Source organism: Gluconobacter sp. P5H9_a (assembly GCF_018812085.1).
GTDB lineage: Bacteria > Pseudomonadota > Alphaproteobacteria > Acetobacterales > Acetobacteraceae > Gluconobacter.
Genome location: NZ_JACRVW010000026.1, coordinates 1 through 10,447 on the forward strand (window position 1 = coordinate 1; position 10,447 = coordinate 10,447).

The 10,447-nt window shown below is 59.6% G+C and carries 15 protein-coding genes and 1 pseudogene; 5 read left to right on the top strand and 11 right to left on the bottom strand.

From position 1 onward, the window contains the following. Positions 1-5 precede the first annotated feature (5 nt). The 4 genes from mobF to KP708_RS14835 all read right to left on the bottom strand — a co-directional run bounded on the left by mobF (position 6) and on the right by KP708_RS14835 (position 2,470). Positions 6-1,445, bottom strand: a complete 1,440-nt coding sequence (gene mobF, locus KP708_RS14820; RefSeq protein WP_252348105.1) for a MobF family relaxase — start codon at positions 1,443-1,445, stop codon at positions 6-8. After that, positions 1,442-1,720: a hypothetical protein gene (locus KP708_RS14825; RefSeq protein WP_010504836.1), complete on the bottom strand. Its 279-nt coding sequence runs from the start codon at positions 1,718-1,720 to the stop codon at positions 1,442-1,444. The genes mobF and KP708_RS14825 overlap by 4 nt, the downstream gene beginning before the upstream one ends. A gap of 82 nt (positions 1,721-1,802) precedes the next feature. Further along, positions 1,803-2,216: a hypothetical protein gene (locus KP708_RS14830; protein ID WP_010504838.1), complete on the bottom strand. Its 414-nt coding sequence runs from the start codon at positions 2,214-2,216 to the stop codon at positions 1,803-1,805. 2 nt (positions 2,217-2,218) lie between these two features. Continuing rightward, positions 2,219-2,470 carry a type II toxin-antitoxin system prevent-host-death family antitoxin gene (locus tag KP708_RS14835; RefSeq protein ID WP_010504840.1) on the bottom strand — a complete coding sequence of 84 codons (252 nt, stop codon included), beginning with the start codon at positions 2,468-2,470 and terminating at the stop codon, positions 2,219-2,221. 293 nt (positions 2,471-2,763) lie between these two features. Between KP708_RS14835 and KP708_RS14840 the strand changes: the two genes are divergently transcribed. The 4 genes from KP708_RS14840 to KP708_RS14855 all read left to right on the top strand — a co-directional run bounded on the left by KP708_RS14840 (position 2,764) and on the right by KP708_RS14855 (position 5,496). Further along, complete coding sequence (locus KP708_RS14840; protein ID WP_010504842.1) at positions 2,764-3,597, top strand: hypothetical protein; 834 nt, start codon at positions 2,764-2,766, stop codon at positions 3,595-3,597. Between the two features lie 83 nt (positions 3,598-3,680). Further along, the gene (locus KP708_RS14845) at positions 3,681-4,472 is read left to right on the top strand and encodes a hypothetical protein (protein WP_010504844.1); all 792 of its coding nucleotides are present in this window, start codon (positions 3,681-3,683) and stop codon (positions 4,470-4,472) included. Beyond that, on the top strand, positions 4,460-5,113 hold the full coding sequence (locus KP708_RS14850; protein ID WP_010504847.1) for a hypothetical protein: 654 nt from the start codon (positions 4,460-4,462) through the stop codon (positions 5,111-5,113). Before KP708_RS14845 ends, KP708_RS14850 begins: the two co-directional genes overlap by 13 nt. Next, entirely contained in the window at positions 5,110-5,496 is a 387-nt protein-coding gene (locus KP708_RS14855; protein ID WP_010504848.1) for a hypothetical protein, read from the top strand. The genes KP708_RS14850 and KP708_RS14855 overlap by 4 nt, the downstream gene beginning before the upstream one ends. Positions 5,497-5,654: 158 nt before the next feature. On the opposite strand, the gene KP708_RS14860 is transcribed toward KP708_RS14855, so the two are convergent. Both KP708_RS14860 and KP708_RS14865 read right to left on the bottom strand, forming a co-directional pair. Continuing rightward, positions 5,655-5,876: a hypothetical protein gene (locus KP708_RS14860; protein ID WP_215751202.1), complete on the bottom strand. Its 222-nt coding sequence runs from the start codon at positions 5,874-5,876 to the stop codon at positions 5,655-5,657. A gap of 92 nt (positions 5,877-5,968) precedes the next feature. Further along, positions 5,969-6,625: a hypothetical protein gene (locus KP708_RS14865; protein ID WP_010504850.1), complete on the bottom strand. Its 657-nt coding sequence runs from the start codon at positions 6,623-6,625 to the stop codon at positions 5,969-5,971. Between the two features lie 794 nt (positions 6,626-7,419). Here KP708_RS14865 and KP708_RS14870 point away from each other — a divergent pair. Next, positions 7,420-8,454: an IS110 family transposase gene (locus KP708_RS14870; RefSeq protein WP_010505528.1), complete on the top strand. Its 1,035-nt coding sequence runs from the start codon at positions 7,420-7,422 to the stop codon at positions 8,452-8,454. Between the two features lie 323 nt (positions 8,455-8,777). On the opposite strand, the gene KP708_RS14875 is transcribed toward KP708_RS14870, so the two are convergent. The 5 genes and pseudogenes from KP708_RS14875 to KP708_RS14890 form a co-directional block, all read right to left on the bottom strand. After that, a complete protein-coding gene (locus tag KP708_RS14875; RefSeq protein WP_156315493.1) occupies positions 8,778-8,951 on the bottom strand; it encodes a hypothetical protein in 174 nt (57 codons plus the stop codon). A 153-nt stretch (positions 8,952-9,104) separates the two neighbouring features. Next, positions 9,105-9,230, bottom strand: a complete 126-nt coding sequence (locus KP708_RS15975; RefSeq protein WP_256445269.1) for a hypothetical protein — start codon at positions 9,228-9,230, stop codon at positions 9,105-9,107. After that, positions 9,223-9,501, bottom strand: a complete 279-nt coding sequence (locus KP708_RS14880; RefSeq protein ID WP_010505526.1) for a hypothetical protein — start codon at positions 9,499-9,501, stop codon at positions 9,223-9,225. Before KP708_RS14880 ends, KP708_RS15975 begins: the two co-directional genes overlap by 8 nt. A 29-nt stretch (positions 9,502-9,530) precedes the next feature. Next, positions 9,531-10,025, bottom strand: a complete 495-nt coding sequence (gene ssb, locus KP708_RS14885) for a single-stranded DNA-binding protein (RefSeq protein WP_010505524.1) — start codon at positions 10,023-10,025, stop codon at positions 9,531-9,533. Between the two features lie 171 nt (positions 10,026-10,196). After that, a pseudogene (locus tag KP708_RS14890) lies at positions 10,197-10,447 on the bottom strand (hypothetical protein); the annotation flags it as partial.

A 10,447-nucleotide genomic window follows, 5' to 3' on the forward strand; every position in this document is an offset into this window, starting at 1 on the left:
GCTCGTCACTGCTCGTCACTGAGCGCGCCGTCCCGCGTGCGCGCCGACAGGCCGGCAMGACGGGCCATGTCCTTTTCGAGCGCGATCTGGGCGCTTGTCGCGACCCGGAGGCGGCCGTCCTGTTCGCGTGCAAGGAAGCGGACCTGTTTGCCATTGATCTCAATGCCGCGCTCCTGAATCAGGTCAGCAACCCGCTCCACGTCCTCCATCCCCTCAATGCCGGACGCAATGAGACCGTGCGCGGCGTGAGTGCGGAAGGCATCCCGGTCGACGACAGCCGCCGTCCGAAATTCGTCAGCCAGCATTTTGGCCGCGATCCCATAAGCCTTCTCGAAACGCTCCTTCTGGGACAGCAGAACTGTCTTCTCATCGGTCAGAACCGTGTCATGGTGCCAGCCGATCTCATCGGCTTCTTCCCGCCAGATGTCGCGCTCATTGCGTCCGGTATACTTGTTCGACCGGTAGGTCAGATTGGCCTGATGCAGGATCTTGAACTTCTGCTCGGCACTCATGGCCTTCCAGTCACCGCCCTGCCGTTTGACGAAGGCTTTGGCCATGCGCTCGGCCTGCTTGCTCCGCTTTGAAAAGAGTTCGCGGGCTTCTTCGGGGATGCCGTTCAGAACGACGGCCTTACCGCGAGCATCCACGTCCACCCGGATACCCAGCTTGCGAAGCTCTGATGCAAGCTCGGCCTGGAAGTATCCGCCAAACATATGCGACGTCATCCGGGTCACGCGCTTGGTGTCCAGAGAGCCCAGATGCCCGCTCTCCGTGGCGACCGCGTTGAACATGATATTATGGATATGCGCCTGCGGATCCCCTGGCACCGGAACTTCCACAGCCGCCGTGGGGCCTTGTGCACCATCCTGGATCTTCAGGACCGGCCGTGCCGTGTAGTGCCGGAAGGAGACCCAGCCCACATCACCGCCTTCGTTGTACGACACGCCACCCTTTCCTCGCCGTGCAATCCCGACCTCCTTGGCGATGAACGCCATGGCACGGTCATTCGCCTGGTGAATGGCCGCCCAGATGAGGGCCTGCTCGGCTTTCGTCGAAGCGAACTCTGCCGCAAGGGTGACGCTCTTGTCCGGGGCAGCCGTGAAATCAATCCCGGAGATCTCCCGGGTTGCATGAGTGCCTGCCCATTTCTCACCTGTGTCAGCGCGCTTGCCCTCGAACAGGCGTGCCAGGGCTTCATCGGTCGGACGCGTCGTCACATCGATGCCCAGCTCGCTGGCAATCCGTTCGCTCATATCGGGGGCCCAGCTCCCGCGGGCATCGCGTCCGGTATAATAGGAGTTCAGGCGATCACCGGTTTCGAACTGGCTCTTCTCGCCATTCCGCTCGAACCGGACATCCTTTTCCGGCTCCAGCTGATGCTCCCGCAGATAGGCTACGATGAGCTTCCCGGCCCCGGCCGCAGAAAGCTTGCGGTAAGTGATCATGCCTGCTCGGCCGCCTCGCCGCTCCCGCGCTCAAGCCTCGCAACCTGTTCGCAGAGCTGCTCCAGGACACTACCCTGGCGGTCCAATGCGTTCGCCATGCGAACCATGACCTCGTGCAGGCCCTCTCCCTCCTGTGGCGTATCAGGCGGGCTGACCAGCTGATGGATCTGGGCAAGCATTTCCCCGAACTGGTTAAGACGGGTCATGACAAGCAGTTCAAACTGGCTCTGCCCCTTGAGGGGGTGAGGCAGCGTAAAGTCTTCGACGTCAGACACGGATGGTCAGCTCCTTCTTACTGAAAGAGGCATTCTCCCATCCTGGGTTGTGAGTGCGGTCGGCGGGGGTCAGCAGGACGCGTCAGGGATGACGGGCCACACGCCTTGCCTGCGGGAGCAGGCTGCGGAACTGCTCCAGAACCGTCCGCATGAACGCCTTGCTGAACTGCCCTGTCACGGCGGACTGCCGAAGGTAATACGAGCCCTTGACCGGATCGAGATTGTACTCATCCAGCATGAGCCACTGACTGCGGTTCTGATCGAGCGCCGCACGCGGCTTCTCCGTTGCCGGGATCTCGATGGCGTGTCGTCCCTCCGCTGGCTTCTGCGTGGTGAGAGGCAGCAGCAGAACATAGTCCTGACCATCCCGGCCGACGAACAGCACGGCTACGGCGACTGGCCGGTCCTTGCGCCCCTCTGTCTCACCCTGTGCATCCTGCCAATGCCACAGATAGGGGTAGTGCAGAACCGTACCGGGCTCGAACACGGCGCTCATGGTCAGCGCTTGTCCGGAGACAGGAACGCATCAATGGCATGCCCGACATCCTCTGCCAGATCGGCGGGCATCTCGGCCGTTGCTCCAGACACGCGGCGGTCGGGCTGCGACTGTCTGAGCGCCTCGTACTGCTCGACACTCAACACCACAAGACGGGGCTTTCCGCGCTGGCTGATGGCGATCGGCCCCTGGAGCGCGCTGGCAATAATGTCTCCCGATTTCCGGGACAGATCACTGGTTGAAAAGGTACGCATTGTCGCGCTCTCCGCTTCGTTGGACATACATCAACGCTGTCTTTGTCGTAATATACAGCAATTACAGCACGACGAAAAGCACCCTCTCAAGAGCATCGAACGGCGTCCCCTGATCCGGTTGCCTGGTGGTCCCGCAGGGACCGCACCCGAAAGGGTGCATTTGTATATGGAAAAAGAAAAAACCTGCAACGATCTTGCGTCGATCTTAGAACGGTAGCGCAGCGATAACGGCACGATCTTTGACACGATGCGAGGGTAATGCTAGGCGTAGCTCAACGAGGAAGGACGCAGACATGAGTGCAGCGATGGCAGTGGGGGGAACCGACGGCGCGATGTTCACCGCATTGCTGGGCTGTCAGCGCGGAACATGGGCGCACTCTCCGCTTTTCCAGTGGATGACCAATAACTATGAGGCGATGTCGCAGGCCATCACGGGCAAAAAGGTCCGCTGGCAAAAGATGAGCGAGGCTGCGGAATCCGCTGGCCTTACGAATGTGAATGGAGAGCCGCCAAAGCCTGCGACTGTCCGCAGTACGTGGTACCGTGTCCGCAAGGCTGTCGGTGCGATGCAAAGGCAAAAAGAAGAAGCCCGCAACAAGGTTCTGGCAGCCCGTGAGGCTGCGAAGGCGAGCCGGGATGCCGAAGCGGTTGAGGCTGGAACACTGTCCCAGCAGATGCAGGAAGCAGACCGGGCCCAGAGCTTTGCCACAGCCCAACGGATTGAAGTGCAGGAGGCTCATGCCAGGGCGGCAGACCACCGTCAGGAGCGCACCCAGCAGCAGGCCCCGAGAACACAGCAGAGCGACGTTGAGCCGTCTGATCCATCAGAGTTCATCACGCTGGATCTTCCGGTGCTCAAGGACGTTTCAAAGCGTGCTTACCTGCCTGTCGATCCCAAGCTCCCGCCTGTTCGCAAAGGCGATATCAATCGTCTCACAGGCAATGCGTGGCGCTATGGCGACGATCTGCCCGGATATCCCAGCAAACGAAACTACGAGTACGAGAAAGACTGGCTGCGGGACGTGGGTCTTCTTCTGCGTCATCGTCATCCGACAAACCTGACCATGACGCCGGAAGAAAAGTTCGTCATGCGCGGTGCCAAAAGCTGCATCCCGAACCTGTACTGAGCCGGGTTAACCGCACTCACATCGGCCTGTGAGATCCTTATGGGACGGGACACTTTCCCGCATCAGCAGGAGACACAGGCATCATGACTGAAAAGCCCACAACACCCCCGGCTAAGAAAGAGCCCCCACGGCGGCGCGCCATCTGGCGCATCGGCCGGGGCCGGAGTGGCGGAAGTCTGGGGCTCGCCATTTTCGTCCATTGGGCCATACAGGCGGGCCGCGATGTTCTGGCGGCGGATGGCGATCCAAACAACCCGATGCTATCCAAGCTGTATCCGTCCGAGGGCAAGCACGGTGTCCAACGCCCTGCCAATGCGGAGCTGGAAGAAAGCAAGCTCTGGCTGGCCAACACGCTCGCACAGGCTCTTGAACACAACGCCTCCCTTGCAATCGATATGGGCGGCGGTGACCGGGTCAGTGAAGAACTGGCATCGGAATCCCATCTGGCTGACTTCCTGAAAGCCAATGGCGTCAATCCGACCTTTGCGTATTTCACCGGTCCGGAGCGGGACGATTTCGATCACGTCTATCGCATCTGGGAGTCTGCGGCCTTCAAGGACGGCGACTCAATCCTTTTCCTGAACGAAGGGCTTTTCCGCTCGTCGTCCCGATCCGTCGATCCCTTTCTGTGGCTCAAAGAGGATCCTCGACTGGCAGAAATGGAGGCGGCAGGTGTGCGCCCGATCGTCTTCCCTGCGCTGACGTGCATGAAGTATCTGGAGGGTGATGACATGAACGTCTTTGACGTGGTGGCGGGCAAGCCGAAGGCTGACGGCACCATGGTCAATCCCCTGTGGAAGCACATGACGGTCAAATGGCTTGAAGCGTTCCAGCACAATATCAAGGAAGAAGGCGTGGCCGAATGGCTGCCGTAAGCAGCCTCACCCCCTCGACCGCACAGGAGGCGCGTGAGCGCCTTCTGGCAAGCCTGCATGATGCGGGGATAGAGCCCTCCAGCCCTCTGGGTCTGATCATGATTACCCAGTCTGAGGGCATCAGTCTGGCCAGTGCACGGTTCGACCGGGCGGCTGAGGCACTGTCTGCGGCCTCGCGGACTGCTGAGACGGGACTAACGGACCTCCGGGAGCAGCTGACACGCGGGGTCGAACAGGTTGAAAGACTCAAGGCGTCTGGAGAGAACAGGATCCGCACACAGGAAATTTTCCTCGAGCGGGAACAGACGGCGGCCGTGGCGCAGATTGTCAAAAACATCGAACAGGCACTGACAAAAAATGCCGTGGCGCAGCAGGAGGATCTGTTCAAGGCCCTCAAGAAGCGCCTCCCTGAGAACGAGGAACTGTTCTACCGCCAGATCCGCTGGAACCGGATCTTCGTGGCCTTTGTCATCGCGGCCGGTCTGGTGACACTGGGCTACTGGAGCGGGAGCCGCGTTTCCTCGGAAGAGACCGTGAGAGGTCATTTCTGCTCCGAGCACCTTCAGTATGACAAGCCGACCGGGATGCAGTGGTGCCCCCTGACGCTGCCCTCTCAGGGCATCGGGGACAGTCGGTCATGACGGTCAGGCGCGTCTGGAAAGGCTTCGCGTCTTTCAGGGGTTATGCGATCGGCGCAATCCGCAAGCGGATCACGCCGATCGCACGATTTGTTTCCGGGACGGACTCATTGCGGGAGATTGACGCCAGCCCGCTCCGGTTGGTGCTCTGGGGAAGTGGGTGTCTCTCCCTCCTTGGTGGCGCGTGTACCCGCGTGCTTTTCGGTCCATCACTGGGCGTTGCTGCGTTTCCCGTTGGTGCCTTCGGAGTGCTGCCAGTGTCCTGCATCGGCCTTTGTCTTTTCGTTCGTTTCGAGAGTCATGCGGCCTTGGTCTGGTCTGTCGCAGGACTGACGGCTCTGGCGATCCTCGTGTCTGTGGCCGGACCGACGCTGTCTTGGCCGTGAGCTCTCGCGCAGGCACCGCCAGGGCGAAGCCCTGACGCAGCATACGTCACAGCCGCGCTTGCGCGGTTGTGTCCATTTTGGCGCGGTCTGACCGGACAACAAAAAAGGCGGCTCCCAGGGGAACCGCCTTTTGCGTGTGTGGACCTGGCCGAGGCCGATTAGGCGAGGCCGTTCGAGGCGGCCCGGATCTCGACAGGGGTGGCACCAGCGGCGCGCGCGTCGTCTGCGGCCTTCTCAATGCTGGCATCGAAGCGGGTGTTTTCCAGAAAGGTCATGAGGGCGTCCGCGATGGCAAAGCCACGCGCAAGGTGCTCCAGCCTCCTCAGGTGAAGGCTCTTGGCGCTGGCGTCGGGGACATAGGGGGCGAGTGCGTGAGACATGGGACAGGCTCCACGACCGGGCGGGGCCGGTCGCTCTTCGATGTGCAGAGGGACAGGAAGAGGCCGCGCCCTGTGGGCGCGGCGGGCCTGACTTAGAAGCCCATGGCGTCGGCCTGAACGGCGGCGACGTCACGGGAGAGGCTGCGGCCATTGTCGCGGGTGTAAGGCTTCCATGCCTGACCCATCAGTTCCTCATAAGCGGCACACGCGCCGGAAGCGACGCAGGACAGCGCGTAAGCCTTCGCGCCGTTCTCGGCGGCGATGCGGCGCAGGCCGTCCACGCGGTTATCTGCACCATCCACGCCCATGCGGTCTTCGTCGCGGTCGCCGTTGGCGTAGCTGTCTGCGGCATCCTTGGCGATCATGCGGCGGTTTTCATAGAAGTTCGCGGCACCATAGGCGGAGCGGATGAGACCATCCACCACGCGGTCAAGGTGCATCCGCAAACCGTTGAAATTCTGCTCGCCCCGGATATAGGTCACGAGGATGGGAAACATCAGGTCGTATTGCTCGCGGACCATGTTGGACCCTGCCCCGGTCAGCTCGTCAACGTCACCGGCCTCAACGCCGAAAGCGAGCACGATTTTTGCCATCTGATCGTCAGACGGAACGAGGCGGAGAATGTCTGCCAGACCCGGAGAGGCAAGAGCCTTGGTGCGGCGTTGGGCTTCACTGAAGCGACGGACAGCGGCGGGGGAATAGTTGCCCTGAGAAGCGTTCTGGGACATGGTGTTGGATGCGTCGGACATGAAACTTGCCTTTCTAGTCTAGCGAAGTCCCGGCTTGGTGTTCCAGCACTAACCGGGGCGCTTTGTCTTGAGGGCCAATCCCTCTCGACAAGTAAAAGATAGCCTTTTTGGCTTTTTCCTGCAAGAAAAAAAACGCGGAAAACTGCCATAAAACGCGTTTTATTTTTGCACGACAAGTAAAAAGATTTCTTGATTACTTTATGAATACCTGTCGTTTTCCTAGACCCATCCTGCCCGTGCGGCGAGCACATTGACGGCGACGAGAGTGGAAGGGAGGTGGCGTTTTCCTGAGCCCATCCTGCCACCGGCCAACACGGGCGACGGGACAGGCCGTCAAGCCCGGAGCGTCCTGAGCAAGGGGGGCAGGCCTGCGGCTGATGCGGGGTCGCGTGCGGCCCTGCAGCAGACGCGGGCCTGACACCTGCCGCCGAGGGTCGCGCAGTGGCTTTACGGACTGGYACGGCGACTGTCAGACTGAACGCTGGATGCGAGGCCGCCTCCCTGTAACGTGCCTCCCCGGACGGTCCGCAGGACTGGCCGGGGAGGTTGAGGAGCCGTCTCACGAACAGATCMCCCAGACCAGGACCGTCCGTCATCGGAAAAGAACGCGGGTGAACCGTTACTCGGACGGGCCGAGACGCAGCGTCCAGACGCCCGGTTGAGGGCGGCTGGACGCTGTGGCTCGGTCGAACTTGGCGACGCAGGAGCCTAGTGAGATTGATGCGGTGAACGGCCTCTATGCCTCACTTCAGTGCTAGGGTGTCGTTGCCAGTCAGGGCATCCGGAGAAGAACAATGACAGACATTGCAGTTATCGGTCTTGATCTCGCCAAATCTGTTTTTCAAATCCATGCTGTGAATCAGCAGGGATTGCCTGTCCTCAAGCGCCAACTCCGACGCGGCGAGCTCCTGAAGTTTTTCCAGAAACTTTCGTCATGCCTCATTGGCATGGAAGCGTGTGGCTCAGCCCATTACTGGGCACGCGAGTTTAAAGCTCTGGGACATACCGTCCGACTGATGCCACCCAGCTACGTCAAACCCTATCTCAAACGCGGTAAAACCGATGCTCGCGATGCCGAAGCCATCTGTGAAGCCGTCACACGACCGACCATGCAGTTCGTTCCTGTCAAATCTGTAGAACAACAGTCTGTCCTGATGCTGCACAGCAGTCGCGATTTGCTGGTGAAGCAGAAAACCATGCTCATCAATGCTCTGCGAGGACATTTGAGTGAAATCGGTATCATTGCTCCTAAAGGTGTTGTCGGCGCCAAGTCTCTCGGAGGCCTCGTCCATGAAAATCAGGATGCATGGCCAGATGAAATGCGAACCGTTGCACATGCCTTTCTGGATCAGCTTCGCATGATACAGACCCAGATTGAGAAGCTCGATGACAAAATCCTGCAATGGCATCGTAACAGCGAAAGCAGTATGCGGCTTGCCACTGTCCCAGGGATAGGTCCGGTTGTCGCGAGTGCGATTGCAGCATCTGTTCCTGACCCAAAGCTTTTCCGGTCGGGAAGACATTTCGCTGCATGGCTTGGTTTGACACCGCGTGTTCATGGCTCGGGTGGCAAAGATACGCTCGGGCGCATCACCAAGGCCGGTAACGGCTATATTCGCAGGTTACTTGTCGTCGGCGTTACTTCCCTGCTGCGCATAGACCGCAAGAAAACGCCCACTCATCTCTGGGGTCAGATGCTCCGGGAGAAAAAGCCCGGACGCGTTGTCGCTGTCGCATTGGCGAACAAGACAGCACGAATTGCATGGGCCCTTATGAGCCGCAGCGAGACATATCGTGGCACTGCGGCAGCCCTATCTGCTGTTTGCTAAGACGAGAGATAAAGCCAGCCATCGTTCGATGATCTGGTAGATGTGCGGGAGTGTTGAGTTTTGATGACAGACCGGGCTGCTTCGGGGACAGAATAAAACCGTGTTCACTCTTGCGCCACCAGAGCGCGTGAGATTGTTTCGGTCTTCTGTTCGCGGACTTCATCATGGCCAGCAGTCTTTGTGGCTGCACAAAAAGGCCGGACACATGAGAGCACCAGTTCCGTACGTTTCAAAACGAGATTTTCCTTGCGCCATAGAGGCCGTTCACACAAGAGTGAACGAACCCTTCAGGGCCGCCCCAAATCCTCTTTTGCTTTCTTTGCTCACTGCCCTGATTTTTTCCCGGAAGAGTCCCGGGTCAGAAAGAGCACCACAAAACCCACGGCAAGCACCAGCAGACCTCCCCGGGTTGGATGCAGAAATCCCTGCCAGATCAGGAGAAGAACGGCCACCTGAATGACCAGAGCGCCGATGCGGATCGCGTTGTTTCGTGACATGGGCACAGTCTAGCTTTTTCTGCTGTCCTGGCGCAGCCCCCCTGTGGGGGGGCGAGCACTGGGGGCATCAAAGCTCGCGCCGGCGAGGCGCGTCCGCCTGATTGAACTAAACGAGCGGACAAAAAAAAGCGGCCCGAAGGCCGCCTGTCGGTATCACTGATGGGACGTTCGCAGCTTTGCCAGCCGGGACGCAATGGGTCCGATCGCAAGCCCCAGACCGATGGTGAAAGCAGCGGCAGGAAGAAGAATAAACAGGATACTCTGGGTTACGTTATCCATTGGTTTTCGCCTCCGTCTTGTCCTCAGGATACGGGATATACGCCAGAAAAGTCAAAGAAATTGCCTCAAGCGCGGCTCCCAGAAAAAAGCAGGTAACGGCACGCATGGGGGTCAACGGTCCTGTCCCGGAGATGAGTGGGGTCACGATGCCGAGCCCCCACGCGCTGAGGGCGAATGTCTGAAGGACGCTGGCAATCGCCTTGTAGCGGTCTTCCTTGTGTTTGGAGCGCTGCGGCGGGGGCAGCAGCGCCATGAGGCGGTCTTTATTCATCTGGCGCTATGCTCCTTTTTCCCCGGCACTCAAAATGGGATTTCGTCATCGAGGTCGTTCCCGCCCGGTGCGCCCCAGCCCGCATTGCGGTTTCCGTTGCCAGACGATCCCCCGGACCGGCCGCCACTGCTTGCACCAGCAAAGCCGCCCTCGCCTTCATCGCCATTGCCCCGGTTGCTGTCGATCAACACCAGCTCACCCCGGAAACGGTCAATGACAACCTCTGTGGTGTAGTGCTCCTGACCGCCCTGATCTGTCCATTTACGGGTACGGAGTTCGCCTTCGAGATAGACCTTGCGGCCTTTACGGAGGAACCGATCTGCGACGTCCCCCAGACGCTCATTGAAGATGACGACCCGGTGCCATTCGGTGCGCTCACGGCGTTCGCCGCTCTGGCGGTCGTTCCATGTGTCAGACGTTGCCAGAGAAAAACTCACAACCTTGGACCCGGACTGCGTATTGCGGACTTCCGGATCTTTACCAAGGTTGCCAACGAGAATGACTTTGTTAACGGAACCAGCCATGAGAGCCTCCAAGACTTAGGGAACGTATCGACTGGACTTGTTCGGCGTTATTGCCTCTGTCCATGAATAGATAATAGGTTTTTACTTGGTGACATTCAACGAAAAACGCCAGAAAACCGCCATTTCTGAATAAGTAAAGCCAGCGGAAAAGACGTTTTACTTGTTGATTACTCAATGAGTATTTGATGTTTTCCTAGACCCATCCTGCCCGTGCGGCGAGCACACTGACGGCGACGAGAGAGAAAGGGAGGTGGCGTTTTCCTGAGCCCGTCCTGCCACCGGCCAGGACGGGCGACGGGACAGGCCGTCAGGCCCGGAGCGTCGTGAGCAAGGGGGGTTGGCCTGCGGCTGATGCGGGGTCGCGTGCGGCCCTGCAGCAGACGCGGGCCTGACACCTGCCGCCGAGGGTCGCGCAGTGGCTT

Excerpts from the sequence above, each read along its gene's own strand:
- KP708_RS14880 (WP_010505526.1), bottom strand. The coding sequence starts at position 9,501 with ATGAATAAAGACCGCCTCATGGCGCTGCTGCCCCCGCCGCAGCGCTCC.
- KP708_RS14870 (WP_010505528.1), top strand. The coding sequence starts at position 7,420 with ATGACAGACATTGCAGTTATCGGTCTTGATCTCGCCAAATCTGTTTTT.
- KP708_RS14855 (WP_010504848.1), top strand. The coding sequence starts at position 5,110 with ATGACGGTCAGGCGCGTCTGGAAAGGCTTCGCGTCTTTCAGGGGTTAT.
- KP708_RS14850 (WP_010504847.1), top strand. The coding sequence starts at position 4,460 with ATGGCTGCCGTAAGCAGCCTCACCCCCTCGACCGCACAGGAGGCGCGT.
- KP708_RS15975 (WP_256445269.1), bottom strand. The coding sequence starts at position 9,230 with ATGGATAACGTAACCCAGAGTATCCTGTTTATTCTTCTTCCTGCCGCT.
- KP708_RS14830 (WP_010504838.1), bottom strand. The coding sequence starts at position 2,216 with ATGAGCGCCGTGTTCGAGCCCGGTACGGTTCTGCACTACCCCTATCTG.
- ssb (WP_010505524.1), bottom strand. The coding sequence starts at position 10,025 with ATGGCTGGTTCCGTTAACAAAGTCATTCTCGTTGGCAACCTTGGTAAA.
- KP708_RS14860 (WP_215751202.1), bottom strand. The coding sequence starts at position 5,876 with ATGTCTCACGCACTCGCCCCCTATGTCCCCGACGCCAGCGCCAAGAGC.
- KP708_RS14865 (WP_010504850.1), bottom strand. The coding sequence starts at position 6,625 with ATGTCCGACGCATCCAACACCATGTCCCAGAACGCTTCTCAGGGCAAC.
- KP708_RS14835 (WP_010504840.1), bottom strand. The coding sequence starts at position 2,470 with ATGCGTACCTTTTCAACCAGTGATCTGTCCCGGAAATCGGGAGACATT.
- KP708_RS14840 (WP_010504842.1), top strand. The coding sequence starts at position 2,764 with ATGAGTGCAGCGATGGCAGTGGGGGGAACCGACGGCGCGATGTTCACC.
- KP708_RS14845 (WP_010504844.1), top strand. The coding sequence starts at position 3,681 with ATGACTGAAAAGCCCACAACACCCCCGGCTAAGAAAGAGCCCCCACGG.
- KP708_RS14875 (WP_156315493.1), bottom strand. The coding sequence starts at position 8,951 with ATGTCACGAAACAACGCGATCCGCATCGGCGCTCTGGTCATTCAGGTG.